Origin of the sequence: Acetobacter syzygii, assembly GCF_000964225.1 — a bacterium.
GTDB classification, from domain to species: Bacteria; Pseudomonadota; Alphaproteobacteria; order Acetobacterales; family Acetobacteraceae; genus Acetobacter; species Acetobacter syzygii.
This window is the reverse complement of record NZ_BAMZ01000082.1, coordinates 105,298-129,521: the sequence shown is the minus strand read 5'-3', so window position 1 is coordinate 129,521 and position 24,224 is coordinate 105,298. Positions and strand designations below refer to the sequence as shown.

Annotated in this window: 20 protein-coding genes; 1 reads left to right on the top strand and 19 read right to left on the bottom strand. The window is 59.9% G+C overall.

What is annotated here, in order from left to right:
- Positions 1–112: 112 nt before the first annotated feature.
- The 3 genes from addA to tsaE are packed head-to-tail and all read right to left on the bottom strand — an operon-like array spanning position 113 to position 7,235.
- Positions 113–3,706 (bottom strand): double-strand break repair helicase AddA, encoded by a 3,594-nt coding sequence (gene addA, locus Absy_RS12355; protein ID WP_048855046.1) that lies wholly within the window; start codon positions 3,704–3,706, stop codon positions 113–115.
- On the bottom strand, positions 3,703–6,780 hold the full coding sequence (gene addB, locus Absy_RS12350; protein ID WP_048855045.1) for a double-strand break repair protein AddB: 3,078 nt from the start codon (positions 6,778–6,780) through the stop codon (positions 3,703–3,705). The genes addA and addB overlap by 4 nt, the downstream gene beginning before the upstream one ends.
- The gene (tsaE, locus tag Absy_RS12345; RefSeq protein ID WP_084597186.1) at positions 6,777–7,235 is read right to left on the bottom strand and encodes a tRNA (adenosine(37)-N6)-threonylcarbamoyltransferase complex ATPase subunit type 1 TsaE; all 459 of its coding nucleotides are present in this window, start codon (positions 7,233–7,235) and stop codon (positions 6,777–6,779) included. Before tsaE ends, addB begins: the two co-directional genes overlap by 4 nt.
- 433 nt (positions 7,236–7,668) lie before the next feature.
- Between tsaE and Absy_RS12340 the strand changes: the two genes are divergently transcribed.
- Positions 7,669–8,433: a response regulator transcription factor gene (locus tag Absy_RS12340; RefSeq protein ID WP_048855043.1), complete on the top strand. Its 765-nt coding sequence runs from the start codon at positions 7,669–7,671 to the stop codon at positions 8,431–8,433.
- Between the two features lie 47 nt (positions 8,434–8,480).
- On the opposite strand, the gene thiD is transcribed toward Absy_RS12340, so the two are convergent.
- The 16 genes from thiD to Absy_RS12260 form a co-directional block, all read right to left on the bottom strand.
- A complete protein-coding gene (gene thiD, locus Absy_RS12335) occupies positions 8,481–9,314 on the bottom strand; it encodes a bifunctional hydroxymethylpyrimidine kinase/phosphomethylpyrimidine kinase (protein ID WP_048855042.1) in 834 nt (277 codons plus the stop codon).
- A gap of 30 nt (positions 9,315–9,344) precedes the next feature.
- The gene (gene glmM, locus Absy_RS12330; protein ID WP_048855041.1) at positions 9,345–10,688 is read right to left on the bottom strand and encodes a phosphoglucosamine mutase; all 1,344 of its coding nucleotides are present in this window, start codon (positions 10,686–10,688) and stop codon (positions 9,345–9,347) included.
- A 146-nt stretch (positions 10,689–10,834) separates the two neighbouring features.
- Positions 10,835–11,866, bottom strand: a complete 1,032-nt coding sequence (gene folP / locus Absy_RS12325) for a dihydropteroate synthase (RefSeq protein ID WP_048855040.1) — start codon at positions 11,864–11,866, stop codon at positions 10,835–10,837.
- Between the two features lie 97 nt (positions 11,867–11,963).
- Positions 11,964–13,889, bottom strand: coding sequence for an ATP-dependent zinc metalloprotease FtsH (gene ftsH, locus Absy_RS12320; protein WP_048855039.1), 1,926 nt, complete (start codon positions 13,887–13,889; stop codon positions 11,964–11,966).
- A gap of 118 nt (positions 13,890–14,007) precedes the next feature.
- Entirely contained in the window at positions 14,008–15,243 is a 1,236-nt protein-coding gene (tilS, locus tag Absy_RS12315) for a tRNA lysidine(34) synthetase TilS (RefSeq protein WP_084597184.1), read from the bottom strand.
- A gap of 96 nt (positions 15,244–15,339) precedes the next feature.
- Positions 15,340–16,203 carry a tol-pal system YbgF family protein gene (locus Absy_RS12310; RefSeq protein WP_181015907.1) on the bottom strand — a complete coding sequence of 288 codons (864 nt, stop codon included), beginning with the start codon at positions 16,201–16,203 and terminating at the stop codon, positions 15,340–15,342.
- Between the two features lie 144 nt (positions 16,204–16,347).
- Positions 16,348–16,821, bottom strand: a complete 474-nt coding sequence (gene pal / locus Absy_RS12305; protein ID WP_048855037.1) for a peptidoglycan-associated lipoprotein Pal — start codon at positions 16,819–16,821, stop codon at positions 16,348–16,350.
- Between the two features lie 319 nt (positions 16,822–17,140).
- Complete coding sequence (gene tolB / locus Absy_RS12300; RefSeq protein WP_048855036.1) at positions 17,141–18,511, bottom strand: Tol-Pal system beta propeller repeat protein TolB; 1,371 nt, start codon at positions 18,509–18,511, stop codon at positions 17,141–17,143.
- A 24-nt stretch (positions 18,512–18,535) separates the two neighbouring features.
- Positions 18,536–19,543, bottom strand: coding sequence for an energy transducer TonB (locus Absy_RS12295; protein WP_173957567.1), 1,008 nt, complete (start codon positions 19,541–19,543; stop codon positions 18,536–18,538).
- A gap of 32 nt (positions 19,544–19,575) precedes the next feature.
- Positions 19,576–20,007 (bottom strand): protein TolR, encoded by a 432-nt coding sequence (gene tolR / locus Absy_RS12290; protein WP_048855035.1) that lies wholly within the window; start codon positions 20,005–20,007, stop codon positions 19,576–19,578.
- A gap of 2 nt (positions 20,008–20,009) precedes the next feature.
- Positions 20,010–20,750 (bottom strand): protein TolQ, encoded by a 741-nt coding sequence (gene tolQ, locus Absy_RS12285; RefSeq protein ID WP_095351614.1) that lies wholly within the window; start codon positions 20,748–20,750, stop codon positions 20,010–20,012.
- Positions 20,751–20,848: 98 nt separating this feature from the next.
- Positions 20,849–21,262 (bottom strand): tol-pal system-associated acyl-CoA thioesterase, encoded by a 414-nt coding sequence (gene ybgC / locus Absy_RS12280; RefSeq protein ID WP_048855033.1) that lies wholly within the window; start codon positions 21,260–21,262, stop codon positions 20,849–20,851.
- Complete coding sequence (gene ruvB, locus Absy_RS12275) at positions 21,259–22,335, bottom strand: Holliday junction branch migration DNA helicase RuvB (RefSeq protein WP_048855032.1); 1,077 nt, start codon at positions 22,333–22,335, stop codon at positions 21,259–21,261. Before ruvB ends, ybgC begins: the two co-directional genes overlap by 4 nt.
- Positions 22,332–22,943: a Holliday junction branch migration protein RuvA gene (gene ruvA, locus Absy_RS12270; protein ID WP_048855031.1), complete on the bottom strand. Its 612-nt coding sequence runs from the start codon at positions 22,941–22,943 to the stop codon at positions 22,332–22,334. The genes ruvB and ruvA overlap by 4 nt, the downstream gene beginning before the upstream one ends.
- Complete coding sequence (gene ruvC, locus Absy_RS12265; protein WP_048855030.1) at positions 22,940–23,446, bottom strand: crossover junction endodeoxyribonuclease RuvC; 507 nt, start codon at positions 23,444–23,446, stop codon at positions 22,940–22,942. The genes ruvA and ruvC overlap by 4 nt, the downstream gene beginning before the upstream one ends.
- 2 nt (positions 23,447–23,448) lie before the next feature.
- Entirely contained in the window at positions 23,449–24,198 is a 750-nt protein-coding gene (locus Absy_RS12260; RefSeq protein ID WP_048855029.1) for a YebC/PmpR family DNA-binding transcriptional regulator, read from the bottom strand.
- Positions 24,199–24,224 lie beyond the last annotated feature (26 nt).

Below are 24,224 nucleotides of genomic sequence, written 5' to 3'. Positions count from 1 at the left end.
TGGGTGCTGGAGCACCACAAGCTGTCCATCAAATCAGGCCCTGTCGTGCGGACCATGGGGTGCGCACCACCAGACCGGGGTTACCTAACACTTAAGGCGGCGTGCGCCGTGGTCAAGATGCCAACCCACCGTGCGGCTTCGGTGCGTGGCGGTCCAGCAGTGTGGCAGGCAGCAGGTCTGCACGCGGCACCTCGGTCCAGACCAGAACGCAAACCACCTCCCGGCCCGGCCAAAGTCCTTGCAGCAAAGCCCGGTAAGCGGCCATCTGGCGCAAATATAGCACCGGCGTTTGCGCCACCGTGCGTGGCGCGTGGCGACCACTTTTATAATCGCACACCACAACCCGGTCGGGCAGAACGCACATACGGTCCACCTGCCCCACAATAACCTGCTCCCCTGCAACACCGGCCAGCCGCTGCTCGGCCCGGGCATGGGGGGTAAACAGATCCACCAGTTCTGGCATACGCAGCACGGCCACAATCTGTGCGGCAAGGTGGGCTGCTTCCTCCGTGCTTAGGCCGGAGGCAGGGCGGGCCAGCCAGCTTTGGGCCAGCGCCTCCTGCGTGGCGGCCGGGTGCTCCGGCAAAAACTGCAACAGCGAATGTACCAGATTGCCCTTACGGAACGCGGCCTCCCGCGCTTTGGCGGGAGTCACCGCAACCACATCCAGTGGCGAGCGCGCAGGGGGCAATGGGCCAAGCATGGTATCGTCCGGCCTGCTCGGAGCCAGAGGGCGAGCCAGAGGGCCTTCAGCCACTGGTGGGCTGGACCGCCACAGGGGAGCCTGCCCTACCCAACCGGGTAACCCCTGCACACATGCCGGAGCTACGGACCCGGCCTGCCCGCTGGTGGGACTGGCCACTGGGGCTGGCACATTCCGGGCAGGTGCGGCCTGTTCCTCCAGCACCAGCATTTTACCCGGCCAGTCACCCAGGCTCCAGTCCCGCACCTCTGCCCCGGCGCGCTCAAACCCCAGACGACAGCGTTCGTACCAGCTTTCCGGCGGCACGGTGCGGCCGGGCTTCCACCCGCACACCACAAGCCGGTCAGCGGCACGGGTCAAAGCCACATAAAGCAGGCGATTATATTCCTCTATCGCCTTTTGCCGCATACTTTCGTACAGGCTGCGGGTTAACCCCACAGACAGCGCATTGCGCGGCACATAGAGCGGAACATCCACCCCTGTCTGCTGATCCTGCGCCCAGAACAGCCGGTCCTCAAATCGTGGCGTGCCAACCGTATCGGGCAGAATGACCAGACGGGCCTGTAACCCCTTGGAGCCATGCGCCGTCATTACCCGCACGGCGTTGCCTCCGGCCTCGGCCTCACGCTTTACGGTTTCCTCCGAATGACGGAGCCAGTGCAGAAACCCTTGTAGGGATGGCGGATGCTGCTCCTGATACCGCAAGGCGGCGGAGAGCAGTTCGTCTATAGGTTCTGCCGCATCCGGCCCCAGCCGCGCCAGCAGGCGTGCACGCCCCCCCTGCTGGCCAAGGGCCGCACCCAGCAGTTCATACGGGGTCAGGTAATCCACCCTGCCAAACAAGGTATTGAGCATCTGCCACGCCTGTGCCCACTCCGGCCGCTGCATGTGCCGCTCGCGCAAGGTGGACCACAGAGGCACCCCGGGCGCACGCCCTACGGCAAGCGCCATCATGCTATCATCCGACAGTCCACCAAGGGGGGATGTGAGCACACAGGCCAGGGTCAGGTCATCCTGCGGGAGCAGCAGGGCCGCACACAGGGCCATAAGGTCCTGCACTGCCAGCTGGTCTGCCAGACCTGTACGCACAAGCGTTGCCACCGGAATGTTGTGCCCTTTAAGCGCACGCACCAGCAACGGCACAAAGGAGGATCGGCGCGGAACCAGTACCAGCACATCGGCTGGAGTCAGGGGTTTTTGCCCCTGCATGGGGGAGGCAGCCAGTTCGTGCGCGATTGCGCTGGCCAAGGCATCGGCGAGTTTCTGCCTTGGGCTCTGGCGGGTCGCGTTTTCGGCCGGAGGCTCCCACGGGCTTATGCTTTCCTCCGCGCCTTCGGCTTCTGCCAGTGGCCAGAGCTCTACGCGCCCCCCCTGCCCGGGGCGGGCGGTAATATGCTGCATGGACCGCCCCTGCTCCTCCGCCACCCCTTGGGCGGCCTGTGCATCGGCAAATACAGCATCAACCAGTTGCAGAACCGGCGCCGTGGAGCGGAAGGAAACCGTAAGTTCCGGCTCCCGCCACGGCAGCCCTGCACCCTGTGCGCGCTGCTTGAAACGGGTCCGCCAGCTCTGGAATGCCTCCGGGTCTGCCCCCTGAAAACCGTAGATGGACTGTTTGTAGTCCCCGACTGCAAATACGGTACGCGGATTTTGCTCCTCGCTCCTTGCGCCCTCACCGGCAAAAAACTCTTCGGTCAGATCACCCGCAATCCGCCATTGTTCGGGGGATGTATCCTGCACCTCATCCAGCAGCAGATGGTCTATGCCCCCATCCAGCTTGTACAGCACCCATGCCGCCCCCGGCTCCCGCAGGAGCGAAAGGGTGCGGTGGATCAGATCATCATACTCCATCTGCCCCTGCATGGCCTTGCGCTGGTCAAACAGATTGGCAACGGGAGCGGCCATTTTAAGCAGCGCAGTTCCCAGACGCGCCAGCTGCCGGGCGTTCATGCCCTCTTCCACCGCCACAATGCGCTCGGCCTCTTTTTGCAGCGCATCGGCCAGCGTTGTATGTTTTTCCGCCAGTTTGGCGGACAACAGGCCACGGCTACGCAGCTTGCCATCCTTGGTCAGCAGGCCATTGCGCCACACGCTCCACTGGCTGGCCCGCTCCTGCGGTGGCAGGGCCAGCCAGTCCAGCAGGGTCTGCACATTGTCCTTAACGGTGGCAGACCCTTCGGCAACCAGTACGGGTAAGTGCGTACGCAAAGTGGCCTCGGTTGGAAACTCCGTGCAGGCCGCCTGCAAAACGGCATCATCTGAATGGAGCAGGGCCGTTGGGGGCAACTGGAGCACCCGGCACAGCAGAGCCTGTGCCTGCTCGGGCTGTGTGCTGACCAGTGCCCGTGCGGCCTGCGCGCGTTCGGCCCGGCGCAAGGTGCCTGCCAGCGCAATAAAATCTCCCAACCCGATCTGCCCGGCCAAGGGAGCCACCGTACTGGGCGCCTGCCCGCCGAGAACCGTTTCCACACAGCTTTGCAGGGCTAAAGCCGCATCGGTTTCTTCCATGACCGTAAAATGCGGGTTCATGGAGGCTTCAAGCGGGAAACGCCGTAACAACGACTGGCAGAACGCATGGATGGTGCCAATCCGCATACCACCGGGCAGGTCCAGTACCTCGGCAAACAGCGCACGCGCCTTGCGCCGGGTCTGCTGTGTGCAGGGAACGAACAAGGCTGCAAGCTCTGCATCCAGCCGGTCATCCGCCAGCGTAACCCACCGGCCAAGGCGGGTTTGCAGGCGAATGGCCATTTCCGCAGCAGCTGCCTTGGTAAAGGTCAGGCACAGAATGCGTGCTGGCTCGCTGCCGGGCACAAGGGTGCCGTCTGCTTCTACCCGGGGCAACATCAGCCGGAGCAGACGGTCGATCAGCAGTTTGGTTTTGCCACTCCCAGCCGAAGCCGACACAAAAACGGATGCCGTAGGGTCCGATGCCATGGCCTGCTGCTGGTTGGCCTGTTCAATAGCGGTGTGCAATGCGCCGTGAGCGGTCTTGGTGGTCATACGTCGCTCTCCGTGCGCCCTGTGTTCCACTCCGGCACACGGGCCAGACGGGCGTAATCCGCAAACCGTGGCTCCTGTCCCGGATGCGGGTGGGACAGATAGGGTTGTGCTGCGTTATCGTACGCAGCAATGCGGGCCAGCAGACTTGCCCATGTCTGTTCAGCCAGGTCCGTCAGGCTGGGATAATCCCTGGAAGCCACAGCGACCTCCTCCCCCGGCTCTGCCCCGCCGGTCAGCCGCCAGTAAACCAGCCCACCGATATCCGCCACATTGGGTGCGGCCTCAAACCCGCCCCGCAGTAGCATGGCGGCTTCCAGCGGTAGTTGCGGGCTCCAGCCAGACAACACATCGCGCATGGATGGGAGCATACCCGTCTTGTAATCCTGCACGACCACGCGCCCCTGCGCGCCCAGTTCCACCCGGTCTGCCCGGCCAACCAGACGGAACGCCCCACCCGGTGCGTGGGGAACAAGCACGCTGCCTGTAATTTCGGTCAGAATGGCCTGTGGCTGACCGTGGGTTTCCCGCCGCTTCTGCTCCGCCTGTGCAACCCAGCCTGCAATCCGCTCCAGCCGGGGCGCCCACCATGCCTGCAAAGCCGGACGAAGAGCATGGCTGGCAAGAGTGGTTTTGAACACCTCCACCAGCTTCTGCTCCGCGTTTTCCGGCCAGGTCACTCCGTGGGTTTTAACCCAGCGCTCCAGCGCCTCATGCACGATCATGCCATAATCGGAAGCATCTGCCCCTTCCTCCAGCTCCGCGAGTGGCTCAAGGCGCAGAATATGGCGGGCATAAATCGCGTAGGGGTCACGCATCCATGTTTCAATTTCCGTCACGCTCAGGCGGCGGGGGCGCAAAGCCACATCTGGCATGGGGCGAGGAGGAGCAACGGGCACTGCCGGTCCCTCCGGCTGATCCAGCTGTGCCAGCCAGGACAGAACCGGATGCTCAGGCACCTGCCCACCCCACCCGGCCAAAAACGCATCCAGCCGGGTTAACCAGCGCGCTGGCACCACTGGCGCGCCCTCCCGCCTGCGGGAGGAGGAAAGAACAACCCGCTCCGCCGCCGTAGCCATGGCAAAAAAATCGTGCGCAGCCTGCCCTACCACCTGTTCGGGCGGTGGCAGGCCAACCCGCTTGCGCATGGGGCGGCTCATCCACGGTCCGGCATCGGGCGCAGGGGGCCACACCCCTTCGGACAGACCACCCAGAATAACGGTTTCCGCCGTTTGCAGGCGGGCTTCGAACAGACCCCAGATTAACACACGCGGGTGCAGGGCCTGTGGGTTGTTCCCCCTGCGGGTGGGAACGCGCTCCTGCGCCAGAACGGCTGTTAACAGCCCATCCAGCACTGCGGGTAGCTGGGGTGGCAGCACATCGGTTGCCAGCATCAACTCGCTCAGGCGGGATGCCAGCAGGCTGCCATCTTCCCCTTTCCACAGGCGGGTTGTGGCGTTCTCCTCCTCCGAGGCAGCAAGGCGTTCCACAGTCGCCACAAGGGCTTCGAGCAGGTCTGGTACGCTGGCCTGATGCTGCATCTCCCCCACACCAGCCTGCACTGCGCCTTCAGCCTGATCCCAGCCCAGTACAGGCTCGAAGCACCATGCCAGGCGCGCCATGAAGTCTGGCAAAGGTTCGGGGCCAAAGGGGCGGTCCGCGCTCTCGCCCTCCGTTAGACGCTGGCGATCTTTTTCCCGCTTTGGTTCCTGCCTGTCCCTGACCGCAGCACACAGCCCTGCAAAACCCGGCGCGGGCGATGGGCCACGTAACACCGCGCGCTCAAGCAGACGGGCGGAAGCGCGGCACACCCCCGGTGCAAGACCACAGGCCACCAAAGGATGTTTGAGCACGGACAACAGAGCCACTGGTGTAAACCGGCTGTCCACCATCTGGGCAACCAGCCGCAGCAGCACTGCGGCTGGCGTATCTGCCAGCGTGGCTCCTGCACTATCATCAGCCAGAATGCCCCAGCGCTCCAGTTCCGTGGCCACACGGGCGGCCAGCCCCCTGTCGGGCGTGACCAGCGCCACACGATGGCCGGGCTGTTCAATGGCGTCACGCATGATCATGCTGATCGCCACAGCCTCTTCCTGCTGGTCTGCGGCCTCAAACCGGCTAACATGCGCAAGCTCTACCGGGCCGGGCTTTGACCAGTCATCCAGTGCAGCAGCAGGCAGCATAACGCGTGACAACACGGCCGCGCGTTCTGGCTGGCCACCGGCTGCACCCCATACCTGCACATCCTGCCGCCGGGTCTCCAGTGCTGCCAGCAGATGGCTCATCCCGGCCTGTGGGTGGCTATCGGGCAAGGAACTGAACACGTCCTCGGGCATCAGCATATCCAGCCCGGGCAAAATAACCTTCCCCCCCGGGCAGGACAGAATGGCCCGCAAGGCCTCCGCCGTGGGCGCCATGGCATGGGTAAACCCCGCAGCCCATAATGGTGCGGTGTGCCCCTGCTCCCCCATGCTCCGCCACAACCGGGCCTGAGAAGCCAGCAAAGCCACCTGACGGGCTACCGGGTTGATCAACCCCTGACTTTGCAGCCACGAGGGCCATTCCCCGGTAACAATCTTCAAAAAATTGAGGATGATCTGCCAGTGTTCGGCAAAGTTTTCCTGCACGGCATCGGGCAGGCGTTCGAGCAGATTAACACCCGCCCACTCTGCCTCGTCCATCAATTCCGCCAGCGCGCGGGCCAGTGGCCATGCCTGATCCAGTGTGGGGCGGGTTCCAAAGGCCCGATCCGCCTTTAAAACAAGCACTGTCAGCACTGCCAGCCGGGTCATGGCCGGTACGGCGGGCGGGAGCGACAGCGCATCTCCCCCGCCACAGACGGACAGGCCAAGTTCCGTCTCATCCAAAGCGCCAATGGGCATAATGCGGGGCAGGAGCATACTGCGCCCATCCATCTGCCGCAAAAAGGCTTCGGTCAATGCACGGGCTGCACGGCGGCCGGGCAGAACAATTGTGCCCTCCCCCATAGCCTCCGGGTCGTGGCCTGCTGCGGCAATCCACCGCGCGGCTAGCTGGTCCAGAAATGGCAGATGGGCGGGTATGGTTGCCAGCTTCATGCCCGGTTACCCTGCTCCGTGGCCTGCAATGCTCCCAGCCGCTCGGGCCAGCCGGTAAAGCGCGCATGGCGGCTGCCATCGGCATTGACATCAAGCGTAATGTGCAGGGCGTTGGGGGGAACCATATCTTCCAGCCGTTCGGGCCATTCCACCAGCATTATCCCCTCGCACGCATCATCCCAGCCCAGCTCGTCCAGCTCATCGGGGCTACCCAGACGCCACAGGTCAAAATGGTAAATGCCTGCCAGCGGGCCATCGTATGCCTGCACCAGCGTATAGGTCGGGCTTGGTACTTCCAGCGCCGGGTCCGCGCAGATGCTGCGCAAAAAAGCACGGGCAAACACGCTTTTGCCTGCCCCCAGCAGGCCAGATAACAGAATGGCATCTCCCGGGCGGGCCAGACCAGCCAGAGTCCGAGCCAGTTGTGCCGTATCGGCTTCGGTTTTTAGCAACATGACCGTGTTCCTGCTCCCGCTCCGTAATGGACTGACCATGCCACAAGTCCAAGACTGTTTTTTTTCATATCAGGCCAGAAGCGGGAAGAGCACAGCACAAAAATTGTAAAATTTTTGCAAACAACAATTATGTTAGGAAATACTCAATACAAATGCCCATAAACAAAAAGTTATCGTGAGTAAATTACTTAACAATACTTAATTATTTATACCACTTCGATAGATTTTTATGTATGTTTTCAATCAGAGATCAAGCAAACTCTCTCAGATATGCCCCTTCAAGCCATACCTTAATCACATATCTGTTATTACTAAAATAATAAAAATAATATGAATTTGTGTTTATTTTTTTAAAAAAACACGTAAAGGTATCATTCATAATTCTCAATACAACCATAAGGTGTAAACCTTTTGCAGCTATGTGAGGCCCGTCATGCGCATTCTGTTTGCCGAGGACAAGTTTACCTCCAGCCGCGCCATTCTTTCCGCCCTGAAAAAAGCTGGTTTTGCGGCTGATCTGGCACGCTCGGGCCAAAACGCCATCGAGTTACTGCGCAATTATGATTATGGCCTGGCCATTATCACCATGACTCTGGCCGATATGGATGGGTACACCATTCTCAACACACTGCGTGCTCTCAAGGTTACAACACCCGTTATCATTCTTTCCAACATTGATACGCCAGAAGCCAAGATCCGGGCATTTGCCCTTGGCGCGGATGATTATCTGGCAGAACCCTTTGAAACGGCGGAACTTATTGCCCGTGTGCAGGCCATTCTGCGCCGTTCCAACGGTTATGCGCACCCCATTGCGCAGGTTGGCCCGCTTACATTGAACCTGAACAACCACACGGTGATGGTGGAAGACCGGCCCATCCACCTGACCGGCAAGGAATTTGCCATTCTTGAACTTCTTGTGCTGCGCAAGGGTATTGCCCAGACCAAGGAGACTTTTCTCAACCATCTGTATGGTGGGCGGGATGAACCAGACATCAAGATTATTGATGTGTTTATCTGCAAGCTCCGCAAAAAACTCCAGACTGTTGGAGCTGAGGATCTTATTTCCACCGTATGGGGGCGTGGCTATATTCTGCATGACCCACAGGCAGGCCCTGTGCCAGAGCCACTGGTAACGCTCGCACAACTGCCGGTCCCGGCCGAGCACGCGCCGCTCCAGTTACAGGCGGTGGGGGATTAACGGATACAATCTTTATCTGGCCTGCAACTACGCCAGATATCCAGTGTTCAGGACCGACTGGTGGGGTACCACGCGTGGGAATGCCACAATGGCCCTGCACCGCTCCCTAGTTCTGGCGCATGTCTAATAGCATTGTGGACATACTGGCGGGACTGGCCGACCGCATCAGGCAAAGGCAGACCCTGCGCAAGTTTTGTGGCCAAAGCACTGGCTAAGGTGCACCCTGTGCCATGTGTGTGCCGGGTTGCAATCCGCCGTGCCGCAAACTCGGTATAACCCGCAGAATCCAGCAGAACATCCACCAGACTCTCCCCTTCCATATGTCCGCCTTTAAGCAGTACGGCAGCCCCTGTGCGCTGGTGCAGCCACTGGGCAGCGGCACGCATATCCTCCACGCTCCGGATGGACACCCCTGTCAGTTTTTCCGCCTCCGGCAAATTAGGCGTTATGAGCGATGCAAGTGGCAAAAGCGTTGTGTGCAGGCAGGCAACCGCCTCTTCGGTTAAAAGGGCAGCCCCGCCTTTGGCAACCATAACCGGGTCCACCACCACAACAAGGTCGGGCAGACTGTTGCGGATATGGTGGATTTCCGCCACCACAGCCTGTGTTTCCGCCACCCCACCAAGCATTCCGGTTTTAACCGCATCGACCCCGATATCGTCCACAACGCAGCGAATCTGATCACGGATAAAAGCCGGGGGCACAGGCAGAATACCCTGCACCCCCCGTGTGTTCTGGGCGGTCAGGGCCGTTATGGCGGTCAGGGCATAACCACCCAAGGCCGTTATGGTTTTAACATCGGCCTGAATACCCGCCCCTCCGCCAGAATCGCTCCCGGCAATGGACAGCACTCTAGGATGCGCGAGAAGGGGAGCATTCATGAATGCACCTTTGCTAACTGACCCAGCGAATTACTTTTCCAGTACAGCACACATCTGGTTCACGGCCTCGTCCACCAATGCGGCATCTTCCGCCTCGGCCATAACGCGTACCAGCGGTTCCGTGCCACTCCGCCTTAGCAAAAGCCGACCATGACCTGCGAGTGTCCGTTCCACCTCATGCTGGCGCTGGCGCACTTCATCATTATCCAGCGGGCAGGCTCCAGCGTAGCGCACATTGCGCAATTTTTGCGGGAACGGCTGAAAAAGACGGCAAACCTCGCTTGCAGGGCGTCCGGACTCCACCAGCACAGCCAGAATCTGCAAGGCGGCAATCAGACCATCCCCCGTGGTGGCAAAGTCTGTCAGCACCATATGGCCAGACTGCTCGCCCCCTACGTTCACGCCTTTCTCGCGCATCCGCTCAACCACATGCCGGTCACCAACGGCTGTACGTTCCAGCCCAATGCCCATTTTTTCCAAAAACCGTTCCAGCCCCATGTTGGACATGACCGTTGCCACAACGGCATCGCCCACCAGGCGCCCTTCCGCCGTCCATGACCGGGCGATAAGGGCCAGAATCTGGTCGCCATCAATCAGGCGGCCAGTTTCATCCGATATCAGAACGCGGTCGGCGTCCCCATCCAGTGCAATGCCCAGATCCGCGCCATGCTGGACCACAGCCCTGCACAGGGCCTCCGGATGTGTGGAGCCACATTGCTCATTAATATTCACCCCATTGGGGTCGCAGCCAATGCGAATAACCTCGGCCCCAAGCTCCCACAAAGCGGTGGGGGCGACCCGGTAGGCCGAGCCATTGGCACAGTCGATAACAATTTTCATTCCATCAAGCCGCAGTTTGCGGGGGAAGGAAGATTTAGCGCTCTCAATATACCGCCCGGCGGCATCATTCAGGCGCGAGGCGCGGCCAATATGCTCGGGGCTGGCCATATCGCCGTGCAGATCGGTAACCATCATCTCTTCAATGGTCCGCTCATCCTGATCGGAGAGCTTGAAGCCATCTGGGCCAAACAGTTTGATCCCGTTATCTCCAAACGGATTGTGGGATGCAGAGATCATAACCCCCAGATCGGCCCGAAGAGAGCGGGTTAACAGGGCGATGGCGGGGGTTGGCAGCGGCCCAACCAGAGTAACGTCCATACCGGCGGACAAAAACCCAGCCACCAGAGCACTCTCGATCATGTAGCCGGACAGTCTGGTATCCTTGCCCAGCAGAACGCAATGCCGGTGGTCACCCCGCCGGAAGTGCAGCCCTGCTGCCTGCCCGAGCTTTTGGGCAATTTCCACTGTCATGGGGGCAATATTGGCCGTACCACGAATACCGTCTGTTCCGAAAAATCGTTTCATAATACTCATTCCATTCCGCAGTCGGCAATGGACCTGAATACTCTGGCCGTTGCTAGCGGAAACTCCTACCCTGTCCTGCTGGTCTTTCCTAAAACGGTTTTGATTTGGAATAAACCACATACAGGCGACAAAAATATTTTTAGCGTACTGTGTGTTCAGTTCTCATACACGCCCTGCCAGACCTTAACCCCCTGCGCCATGCTGGCCACATTGTGCACGCGCAAAAGCGGGTTACCAAAAGGCATGGCCATAAGAGAGGCCGCCACCGTGCCACTATCGCGCTGTGCCGGGTCCGTAATACCCGTAAGGGCACCAATCATGCGCTTGCGTGAAATGGCGAACACAACCCGGCACCCAAGGTTTGCCAGCAGTAACACCCGGCGTAGCAGTACCACATTCTGCTCATTGGTCTTGGCAAACCCAAAACCGGGGTCAACCATCAACCGTGCACGGGCAATGCCTGCGGCAACCGCAGCGTCCACCCGTTGCCCCAGCTCACGCACGACCTCGCAAGCCACATCGGTATAATGGGCGTGCTCCGCCATGGTCTGGGGGGTGCCGCGCATATGCATAAGCACAACCCCGCAATCCTTATCTGCCAGAAGCGGCAGGGCCCCAGCATCATGCTCAAGGGCGGAAACATCGTTAATGACCTGCACACCTCTGGCCAATGCGCGCTCCATGACCAGACTATTGCGCGTATCTACCGAAAGCGGCACATCCGGCAGAGCCTGCCGCAGTCCTTCAATAACTGGACCAACACGCTCCCACTCCTGCGGGGGTGAGATAACCGCTGCACCGGGGCGCGTACTCTCCCCCCCTATATCCAGCATGGCGGCACCATCGCGCACCATCTGCTGGCCTGCCTGTATGGCCTGCCCGGCCTGCAAATGCTGACCTGCACAGCTAAAACTATCGGGCGTTGCATTGAGAATACCCATGACCAGCGGCCCCGCTGGCAACCCGGCGTCCGGTACGGGGTTAACAAGACGCTGCAACACTGGCAACCAGGTATTGGGCACATTCCCGACAGGCATGGGGCCTGCAACCTGCTCTGCGTCAATCAGCAACACGGTTGTGAACGCAGCGCTACTGTTCTGGAACGGCAATGCAACCCCTTGGCGAATGGCCTCCTGCGCCCTTTGCCCAAACAGGAACCCCATAGGTTCCACCAGTCTGCGCCACATGCCTTACATCCTTTGTTATGGTCCCCACCATACAAAAGAGGCGGCACATGAGTGCCGCCTCTTTTGTATTCTTCCTGTCAAAACCCTGCATTCAGCCTTAACCGGGCTGGGGCGCAGGCACAACGCCACCCCCATCCACCGGGCCGGATGAGGAGGATTCCCCCGTAACCTGCGGCACGGAAGCGCGACGGTTAACCGGACCATCATCTGCTTCCTCTGGCCGTTCAATCGGCTGGCCACGCATGATCTGGCGAATGTCCTCACCAGTCAGGGTTTCGTACTCCAGCAGAGCTTCGGCCAGACGGTGCAGTTCATCCACATGGTCATGCAGATAATTGCGGGCCTGCACATAAGCCTCATCAATCAGGCGTTTGACTTCATCATCAATATCCCGCGCTGTCTGTTCGGAGAAATTGCGGGATGCACCAAAAAAGCTGTTACCCTGATCTTCATCAGCATAGGCGATCATGCCCAGCTTTTCGCTCATGCCCCATTCGGTAACCATGCTGCGGGCCACGCGGGTGGCCATTTTAATGTCCCCCATCGCGCCATTGCAGACATTATCCTTACCGTAAACCACCTCTTCCGCCACACGACCGCCCATAGCCACAACCAGATGGGCAATGGCGTTCTTTTTGCTCATGGACAGTCGGTCGTCCTCGGGCAGGCGCATGACCATACCCAATGCGCGACCACGCGGAATAATGGTGGCTTTGTGAATAGGCTCACTCTCGGGCACCAGCACGGCCGTAATGGCATGACCGGCCTCATGGTAGGCCGTGCGCTTTTTCTCGTCATCACTCATAACAAGGGAGCGACGCTCAACGCCCATCAGCACCTTGTCCTTGGCATCTTCAAACTCCCGCATGGAGACCGTGCGGCGGCCAAGGCGTGCAGCGGACAAGGCGGCCTCGTTGACCAGATTGGCGAGATCCGCGCCAGAAAAACCGGGCGTACCACGGGCAATAATGCGCGGGTCCACATCCGATGCCAGCGGCACTTTCCGCATATGTACACGCAGGATTTTCTCGCGCCCGCTGACATCGGGGTTAGGCACCACGACCTGCCGGTCAAAACGACCGGGTCGCAGCAGTGCGGGGTCCAGCACATCCGGGCGGTTGGTGGCGGCAATAAGGATAACCCCTTCATTGCTTTCAAAGCCGTCCATTTCCACCAGCATCTGGTTCAGGGTCTGCTCGCGCTCATCATTGCCACCGCCCATGCCAGCGCCACGGTGGCGGCCAACGGCATCGATTTCGTCAATAAAGATAATGCACGGAGCGGATTTTTTGCCCTGCTCAAACATGTCCCGCACGCGGGATGCACCAACACCTACGAACATTTCCACAAAGTCGGAACCGGAAATGGTGAAGAATGGCACATTGGCCTCACCCGCAATGGCGCGGGCCAGCAGGGTCTTACCCGTACCCGGAGGGCCAACCAGCAGCACACCTTTGGGAATTTTACCCCCAAGCCGCGTAAACTTCTGCGGGTCTTTGAGGAAATCCACGATCTCCTGCAGTTCACCCTTGGCCTCATCAATGCCTGCCACATCTTCAAATGTAACGCGGCCATGTTTTTCGGTCAGCATTTTGGCACGGGATTTGCCAAAGCCCATTGCACGGCCACCAGCACCCTGCATCTGGCGCATCATAAACAGCCATGCCGCCACCAGCAGAATAATGGGCAGGGAGTTCAGGAAGTAACGCAGCAGTGGGCTACCGTCCTGCTCCAGCGGTTTGGCCACAACCTCCACCCCTTTACCCACCATGCGCGAGACAAGGGAGGGGTCCATGGGCGCGTAGGTCTCAAACGCTGTGCCATCGGTCAGCGTACCCGAAATATTGTGATTCTGCATCACAACCGACCGGACATGCCCTGAGTCAATGTCCGCCACAAAATCGGAATATGCCAGTTGCTGTGCGGCATGTTGCGCCGTACCCGGCTGAAACATGTTCACCAGTAACAGCAGCAGCAGGATAATGCTGACCCAAAGCGCCAGATTGCGACCTAAATTGTTCATCTTGCCCGAGTGTCCATACTTCTAGTGCGTAAAGCGCCGGAGTGCCCTGCCATCTTGCCCGGCGCCCGGGGAAAAAAGCAACCTTTGCTCTTATAAATGGGATGCCTGAACCATTTTCCTAGTCCGAGGGGCCCATATAGTCTTTGTCCTGTGCTTTTTTGCACCCGTACACGCCCCCTCCGGTTACGGAAACAGGCGGCCTGAACTCAAAAAAAGCGCCATACCATTCTGCCGCAAGGCTCCAATCCAGATGTGGCACGGCAACAAGCTGCCCCTGCCACCACAAGGCAGGCAACCCTGCACAGAACAGGGCTGGCCAACCAGCACGGGTCTTGCGCGCCAACCCGTAACCAGCAGCCCCAACATATACCCCGCAACGCAAAAGGGCAGAAGGGGCTTGCAGCACAAAGCGGCCATCCCATACGCCACCAGCACGGGCGGCTACCGGGGCGGCTACTCCTGCCAGCTCACGGATGACAAACCATTCTCCACGCCATCTGACAAGCCGGGTTCCGGCCAGTGTGGCTGGTTGTGCCCGCTTGCACAGGCGCTCCACAGCCGCAGGAGCCGGAGGGTAACGCAACCCTCCCACAGTACGGATAACCGCCGACAATACGGAAGGTTCAGGCAGGTCTGGCCCCAGCCCCACCCAGCCTTGCGCAAAAAAGGCGCAGGTCCGTGCCAGAGTGGCCGCATGGGCGCGATCACGCACCATACGCTGCTGCCCCGCATCCATGGCCATGCACCAGAACTGTTCAGACTGCCCACTCGCGTGCAAGGCAAAGCGCACGCGCACGCGCTCGGCCCGCTGGTCCAGATTGGACGGGTCATCCACCCATGCCAGCCCTGCCGCACGCAATGTGTTGCGTAACGCCATGCGGGAGACCCCAAGCAGGGGCCGCACCAGCCGCACATCCGGCGTATGGGTTATCCACCCCATGGCCGCCAGCCCATCCGGCCCACTGCCAGCGTTGAAGCGCATCCATGCGGTTTCTGCCTGATCATCTGCCTGATGCCCAAGCAAAAGGTCCACGCAACCCGCCTGCTGGCAGGCTTCCACCATACGGGCGTAACGGGCAGCACGGGCCCGCGCAGCCATGGCAGGGCCTTTGTGCAGGTCTATCAGGGTAATCAGGCGGGCTGGCACATCCATCGCCCGCAGGCGATCAAGCGTAAGCCGGGCTTCCGCTGCGGATTCGGGGCGTAATCCGTGGTCAACCACCAGCGCCAGCAGATTACGCCGCCAGCGCCGGGCCAGCCATGCCAGCGCAAGGCTATCCCCCCCGCCAGAAACCGCTATTGCAACAGGGGCCTGCCCCGGAGCATCCGCCCCCCAAGGCCCCAACGCCTGCATAAGGGTTGCAAACCAGTCGGGTGGAACAGGCTGGTCAGTAAAAACCGGACGATGGGCAAAAAGAACTGGAATACCCCTACTCCCTGCCGCGCACGCTCATCCGTTACAATTACCCTTGCGCCCGAATGTTTCCGCCGCATGGGCAACCCGCGGTGCAGGGGATGGGAACTCCTTGTTCAGCTTACCCAAGGCCTCGCACGCGGATTTTTTATCGCCCAGCGCCAGAAGAGAGGCCGTTACGCCAAGCAGAGCATCTGGCGCACGACCACTTTTGGGGGACTGGCGGTACGCATCGTAATAGGCCACGGCAGACTGGCGGTACTGCTTTTGCCCGGCAAGGGACTGCGCCAGAAGGAACTGTGCATCCACCCGGAAGGCACCTTTGGCATTTTTCAGGGCGGCTTCCGCGTTATCATGCGCGGTATCATAATCCCGCTTCTGCAATGCTGCCTTACCGGCACTCAGCAGGCCATCGGGCGTTGTCGGCTGTGCTGCGGCGGTATCCGCAGCCGTTGCGGCGGCCGGGGCGGCCCCAGCAGCGGCACCCGCACCTGCCTGAGCAGCAAACTGGCTATCTGCCATCTGCTTGGACAGGGCGGCCGTCTTCTGCTGCAAATCATTGGTCAGCTGGTCAATTTCGCCGCGCATGTCGCGCTGCTGCTGTTCCAGCGTATTGACCCGCTCCAGCAACTGGGACACCAGATCACCATTTGCAGCGCCCCCCCCTGTTGCGGGCGTAGCAGACGGAGGTGGGAGCGCCCCGCCTTCCCCCTGAGAGGCCTGCATCTGGCTCAGGGTCTGCTTGAGACCTAGAATCTGGTTCTGGAGGGCAATGCCTTCCCGGCTGGTAACATCCTGCGCATGGCTCAGCGGACTGGTTGTGCCCATAAGCACGGCAACCAGCCCCGAAAACACCAGACCATGGCGAACAACGCGTAATGCTTTAACCCGGGACTTCATTGGAACCTCACCCCATCCATAATAATCGGGCAAGAATTCCATCATTCCTTCCCGCAAAACAAGACACGAAATACAAAACAGGCCGGGCTTGAAGGCCCGGCCTGTTCTGTTTGATCAGTCAGATTTCAGAAAAGTCTGAAAATCTTACTTCACAGCCGTAATGGCGTTACGGTTCTGTGCCCATGCTTCTTCGGTATCGCCCACAGCGGTGGGGCGGTCTTTACCGTAGGAGATGGTGGAAATGCGTGAGGAGGTCACGCCTTTAGCCACCAGGAAGTCACGAGCAGCGTTTGCACGGCGCTGGCCAAGAGCAATGTTGTATTCTTCGGTGCCGCGGTCATCGCAGTTGCCTGCAACTTCAACATTCACCTGAGGATACTTTGCAAGCCAGTCAGCCTGCTTCTGCAGGGTTGTCTTGGCATCTTCGCTCAGACCGCTCTTGTTCAGGTCAAAGAATACGCGGTCCCCCACGTTAGCGACCAGATCAGCTTCGCTGCCCGGCACCGGGCCAGACGGCTGAACAGCCGCGCCGGTGGAAGCACCCGTGTTTGCATTTTCGTGCGCACAGGCTGACAGAAGAGCAACCATACCAAGCGCAGCAACAACTTTCAGTCTCATGTGTCGGATCCTGAGAATTAGCCTTAGGGCTATTCGGAGAAAAAGAAGTTAATAACCTTGTATCCCCGCGTATTCTTCTGCTCCCCTCCGAACCCTTCGAAGAGCCGACGAATTTTGGAGACCATTCCGCCCTAAGCCATAGCTTAAGCAGCCGGTCAAGCGTGTTCTCTCATTATCATATCAGCCATACCTTGACTGATACATAAACAACACACCCCAGCCCCGAGCATACTAAGCCCAATTTACGGAATTATAAAGAAAATTGAGGCAGAATTATGAAAACTTCTCCCACGCCACCCCGGCGCGGGAGAAGAAACCATCAACCGTTCAGCGGGGACCATGCCGGGTCGGATGCCCCTTCCGGCGTGGGCAGGACCCGGTCATTAAAGCCGGTAATATCCACCATGCCGATGGTGGAGCTGAATCCACTCCCCCCCGCGCCGGCGCGGCTCTGGCGGCAGTAAGCCAGCACACGCCCATTGGGGCAGAAGCTCGGGCTTTCCACCGTAAAGCCTTCCGTCATAATCCGCTCGCCTGACCCATCAGGCTGCATCACACCGAGCGAGAACATGCCCCCCGCAATACGGGTAAAGGCGATCAGATCCCCCCGGGGGGACCACACAGGTGAGCCATATGTGCCATGACCGTAGGAAATACGCTGCGCATTCCCCCCCCCTGCGGGCATGATGTAAAGCTGCGGGCTGCCACCACGATCGGAGTTAAACACGATCTGCGAGCCATCAGGGCTGTAGCACGGGCTGGTATCAATCGCGCCGGAAGCCGTAAGCTGCCTGCGTGCGCCAGACCCCAGATCAACCGAGTACAGATCGGACCCACCATTGCGGGTTACGGACAGAAGGACCGACCGCCCATCGGGCGAAAAGCGCGGCGCAAAGGAAATGCCCTGAAAATCACCCAGAATCTGCTGCCGACCGGTATTGAGGTCAAACAGGTAAACCCGTGGCCGGTTATTGGCGTAGGACATAAAAGCCAGCTGGTCTTTGACCGGGCTAAAGCGCGGGGTCAGCGTAAGCCAGTTCCCTGCCGTAAGCATCCGGGCATTTGCCCCGTCCTGGTCCATAATAGCCAGACGGGTGCGCTGGTGCCCACGCGGGCCAGAGCGGGAAATAAAAGCGATTCGGGTATCAAAATACCCTTTTTCACCCAACATCCGCTCGTAAATCACATCACCCACAATGTGGGCAATCCGCCGCCAGTTCGCTGAGGATGTTGTGTAAGCCGTGCCCTGAATCTGCTGCTGGGTCAGCACGTCCCACAGGCGGATTTCCACCCGCACGGACGCACCACTGCCTGATACACTGCCCGTAACCTGTGCATGTGCGCCCAAGCCCTTGGCTGTGGCAAAATCCGGTTTGGCAGCGCTGGATGCGCCCGGAATAACCTTGAACAGGCCCGTGTTGTTCAGGTCATTGGTCAGCACTTCCGCCATCTGCTGGCCAAGCCCACCCCCAAAGTCGGGGATAATAATGGGAATAGGCGCGGTACGGGCCTGATCAACCGTAATTTCCGCCTCCGGTGCGGCGGCAGGCGCTGCGGCAAACGCCGCCAGCGGGGTTGCCATAATGCCCCCGGCAGCAACACTTGCGCCCAACAGGGTACGGCGGCGCAGCGCGCCCACCAGAGCATCTGCTTCCTGATCAGAAATAAGAGGCCGGGTACTCATCAACATGTGTTTTCCTCCGTATGGCCTGCATCAAGGCCTGAAGACAAATTTCAACTGCCGGGTCTGCCCAAGCAGTTCCTTGGGAATTGGCAGTTTGGCGCATGTGGGGCTGAGCACGGCCGCACGCGCACGCTCGGCCAGTGCCCGGTAAGACGTATCGGCATTCATGCGGGCCTGTGTCTGGGGGTCAAACTGCACAATGCGCGCCTCCCCCGTTGCATCCACGGTCACCACAAGATGGGCCACAAAGCTGGCATAGTCCTTGGCTGCCGTATCTTCCGAATAACAGCGACGGACAGACGCTCCTATGGCCTTTTGCTGCCCAGCGCTCAGGCTCCCCGTAATGTTAGTGCCCACCGGCGACCCACCGCCATTGGGTGCGCCACCCGCCTGCGGGTTGGCCCGTGCCTTAGGCGCGTGCGTCTGCTTCTGGTCCGACCGGAAGGAATCCAGCGTTTCCAGCAGGGAGTGCGTATCCGGCTCGCTCTTCTTGGCCTTGTTAGGCTGCGTAATGTGCGAAGGCACCACCATGTCCGGCAGCGTATCCGTCTGCTGGGTCATGGGGGATGGCGGAGCAACACTGGTCGAAGGCTTGAGCGGCGTTGGCGGGGACGGAGGTGTCTTGACCGCTTCTGGCGAGGGTTCCTCGGCCTTGGGGGGCAAAGGCACGTCCGGCAGCGGTTCCGGCTCCGTTTGTGGCGGCGGCGGCACAGGCTGCGGTGGAGGTGGCGGAGGTGGGGGTTCCTCGTTCGGCACGTCCTTGGGCGGCTCCGGAGTGGGTGGAGCATCCTGCACGGCGGGTGCAGGGGGGCGCGGTTCCTCCGCAGGCTTTTCAGCCTTGGCGGAAGGCCCACCATCCTGCGCGTCCGAGGGTTCGAACTCCATCTCGACCGTTGGTTGTGGTGGCTCTTCCGCTGGTTTGGGCGGCGGCAGAGAGATCAGCAGTGCAACCAGCGCGGCAATATGCGCCGCACCAGACACATAAAGGGACCGCCTGAGCAGAACCTGTTCAGACCGGCGTGGCCGTGCCATGGGCATCGTATTCGTACCTCTCCACCCGACCGGATGGCTTATTGCCCGGAGCTGGCGGGTTGCTGCGCCAGCAGAGCCACATGCGTAAAGCCACCCGCGGTGATCTGACCCATAACCTGCATGACCTGCCCATAATCGATATGGGCATCCCCACGCACAAAAATGCGGTGTTCGGAATCATTGTTTGCAGCGGCCTTAAGCTGGGCCACAAGCTGGTCCGTGGTCACGGGTGTATCCCCCAGATAAAGGGAGCCATCTGCCTTGATGGACACGGTGATCGGCTTGGTATCCGAATTAACGGGCCGGGCATCGGTTTTGGGCAGATCCACGTTCACGCCGCTGGTCATCATGGGGGATGTGACCATGAAGATGATCAGCAGCACCAGCATAACGTCCACCATAGGTGTTACGTTAATGTCGGCCATGGGGCGCCTGCGGCGGCGACCACTCCCACCAGACGGCATACCCATGCTCAGACCCTTTCTTCAGACTGGCGGGAGAGAATGGCGGCAAATTCAGTGCCAAACCCATCCAGCCGGTCTTCAAACAGGTCCAGACTGTTACTGATCACGTTATACGCCACATAGGCCGGAATGGCCGTCAGCAGGCCAATGGCGGTTGCAAACAGCGCTTCGGAAATACCGGGGGCCACAACGCTCAGGTTGGTGTTGTGTTCGGCTGCAATGGAGCTGAAGGAATGCATGATCCCCCACACCGTACCAAACAGACCAACAAACGGAGCCACAGGCCCAACAGTCGCCAGAAAAATAACCCAACGCCGCAGGCGATCCATCTCGCGGGTAATGGTAATGGCAATAGCGCGGTCAACGCGCTCCTTAACGCCACCGCGCACCAGATCCACACCGGGGATGCGGGCCGAACGCCGCCACTCCCCCATGGCAGCGCCAAACACGGCGGCCATTGGGCTTACGGGCTTTGCGCCATCGCTCTCGTATAGGTCATCCAGGCTGCCACCGGACCAGAACCGGTCTTCAAACCCCGATGCCGCCCGGTTGATCCGCCGGATTGTTACAAACTTGTCGATAATAATGGCCCAGACCATGATGCTGCACAAAAGCAGCCCAAGCATGACCAGCTTAACCACAAGTGAGGCGTTCATAAACAACGCCCAGACCGACAGGTCTCCCGCCGCGCTTACGCCGAGATTTGCCGCATCAACCGCACGATCCAATAATGCCTCCTGCCACTGCACCCGTTGCGGGCAACCAGTCTCCGACTCGGGCGAGATTCCTCACGGCCCAACACTGCTGCTTCTTACTGTTTTCCGTAAAAAAGCAGAAGAGGCGCTTTTCAATCCTTTGGCGCCAGCTGGGTAAGAAGATCATGCCAAGAAGGCGGAAATCGGGCAGGACGTCCATCTGCCGCACGCACACATGCCAGCCCCACGTCCACCTCGGCGGCCACATCCGCCCCACGGGTTACAATCTGCTCCAGCCGGCAACTGGCGGCCCTGAGCGATGTCAGCCGGGTTGTAATGGTCAGCACATCATCCAGCCGCAGGGGCATACGGTAGGTCAACCGCGCATCACGCACGACAAACACCAGCCCGTAATCATGCAAAAGGCCAGAGGCTGGCATACCGCAACTGCGTATGGCCTCGGTTCGGGCGCGTTCAGCAAAAGCCAGATAGCGGGCATGGTAAACAATGCCCCCTGCATCCGTATCTTCATAATAAACACGAAAATCTATGGAATGGCTGCTCATGGCGCTTCCTCATCATCCGCCAGAAGGTCCATCTGGGACCCCCCGGTGTTTTCCGGGCTGGGAGGCGGCGCCAAACCAAGATGGCGCCAGCCACGCTCGCCCAGTACGCGGCCACGGCTGGTACGCAGGACCAGCCCTTCCTGTATCAGAAATGGCTCAATCACATCTTCAAGAGTATCGCGTGATTCGGCCAGAGCCGCCGCCAGAGTTTCCACCCCAACAGGGCCTCCGTGGTGGTATTCGGCTATGCGCCGCAGGTATCGCCTGTCCATACCATCCAGCCCCAGACCGTCCACTTCCAGCCGGGTCAGGGCCGCATCGGCCACATCCACCTCGACCACCTGCCCTTCTGGCACGGAAAGGGAGGCAAAGTCGCGCACACGGCGCAGCAGCCGCCCAGCAATACGGGGCGTACCACGCGAGCGACGGGCAATTTCCATAGCGCCAGCGGCAGACAAGGCAAAACCCAGCTTTTCCGCGCCACGCGCCACAATCCGCGCCAGTTCCTCCGGCGTGTAAAACACCAGCCGCAGCGGAATACCAAAGCGGTCACGCAGCGGTGTTGCCAGCAGCCCCGCACGGGTCGTGGCCGCAACCAGTGTAAAGGGCGGCAGATCAATCCGTACAGAGCGGGCGGCAGGCCCTTCGCCAATAATCAGGTCGAGCTGAAAATCCTCCATTGCCGGGTAGAGAATTTCCTCAATGGCGGGCTGAAGGCGATGAATTTCATCAATAAACAGCACATCACGCGGTTGCAGATTGGTCAGAATCGCCGCCAGATCACCCGCGCGCTGAATAACCGGCCCGGATGTTGCCCTGAACCCAACCCCCAGTTCACGCGCAACAATCTGGGCCAGTGTGGTTTTGCCCAACCCCGGCGGACCGTGCAAAAGCACATGGTCCAGTGCCTCGCCCCTATTCCGGGCCGCGTGAATAAAAACGGACAGATTTTCCCGGCTGGCCTTCTGCCCCGTAAAGTCGGACAGGGTTTGGGGCCGTAGTGCCGCCTCGCCCACATCCTCACCCTGACGGGTCGCATCAATCTCGCGCTCGGGGGTAAAATCCGGCGTCATCGCGCCAGATCCTTCAGACTGTCACGCAGAACGGCATCCAGTGTGGCCTCTGGCCCACTGGCCTCCATAATACGGCGGACAACGGGAGCGGCCTCCATACGGCGAAAGCCCAAACCAGCCAGTGCCATAAGGGCATCAGCTTCTATGCTTCCCACGGGCGTTGCCATAACCGGCACGGTAAAGCCCCCGGAGGAGCCGCCGGGCATTTTGCCCGCTTTATCGCGCAGTTCGGTCAGGATTCGTTCGGCCAGCCGTGCCCCAACACCGGGCGCACGCATAAGGCTGGCCTTATCTGCCGTACTGAGTGCGGCCACCAGTTCCCCGGCAGAAAGGGCGGATAAAATTCCCAAAGCCACTTTGGCCCCAACACCCTGCACGCCCGTAAGCAGGCGGAACCACTCCCGCTCCGCACTTTCGGAAAAACCATAGAGTAGAATGGCGTCTTCACGCACAACGGTTTCGATCAGAATACGGGCTTTTTCTGGTGGGTTGGGTAATGCCGCCAATGTGCGGGTCGAAGCCGCAACCAGGTAGCCAACGCCGTTTACGTCCACCACACAACTGCCCAGATCCACCTGAATGACCAACCCGCACAAAAACGCAATCATGCCATTCGGACTCCGGCTGCAATGTGGCGGGCACTGGCTCTATGGTGGGCATGGCAAATAGCAATGGCCAGCGCATCGGACGCATCTGCCCGAATGACCTCCACGCCGGGCAAAAGCCTGCGGACCATCATTTCCACCTGTTTTTTATCGGCAGAACCGGTGCCAACCACCGCTTTTTTAACCGCCAGTGCTCCATATTCCGCAACACTCAGCCCCGCCAAAGCCGGAGCCAGCAGCGCAACCCCTCTGGCGTAGCCCAGCTTAAGGGTGGCGGCACCATTGCGGTTCACGTAGGTTTCTTCCACTGCCGCTTCTGCTGGCTGCAACCGCTCGATCAGCATATGCAGGTTGTCATGCAGGACTTTAAGCCTGTCTGGCACACTGTCCGCACTATTGGTGGCAATCACGCCATTTTCCACATGCCGGAGCCTGTTGCCCTCGACATCAATCACGCCCCACCCTGTAAACCGCAGGCCGGGATCAATGCCGAGCAGACGTACCACAATCAGGCCGACAGTTTTTCCGCCAGATCATCCGGCAGGTCAAAGTTGGCATAGACGTTCTGGACGTCATCATTATCTTCCAGAACATCAAGGAACTTGAACAGGCTTCGTGCCTTTTCCTCATCCAGTGTCACGGTGTTTTCTGGGCGCCAGTCCAGCTTGGCGCTCTCGGGCTCACCAAAGCGGGCTTCCAGCGCATCCTTGACGGCAAAAAAGGATTCCACTTCGCATGTGACTTCGTGCGTGGTTTCGGTGGAAACCACATTTTCCGCCCCTGCTTCAATCGCGGCTTCCAGCATGTCATCTTCCGATGCAACCGAAACCGGGTACGTAATCACCCCAAGCCTACGGAACATGAAGGAGACGGAATTGGTTTCCCCCATGGAACCACCACTTTTGGAGAACGCTGCCCGCACTTCGGATGCGGTACGGTTGCGGTTGTCCGTCAGGGCTTCCACAATGACCGCAACGCCTGCGGGGCCATAGCCTTCGTAGCGCATTTCCGCGTAGTCATCCCCACCGGCACCACCAGATGCTTTTTTAATCGCACGTTCAATGGTGTCCTTGGGCATATTGACTTCACGCGCGGCCACAATGGCCGCGCGCAGGCGGGGGTTGGAGTTGGGGTCTGGCAGGCCCGCACGGGTTGCCACGGTCAACTCACGAATGATCTTGCCAAACTGTTTGGCACGCTTGGCGTCCTGCGCACCTTTGCGGTGCATGATGTTCTTGAACTGGGAATGACCAGCCATATTCCTTACCTTACCTGTCCTGCCAT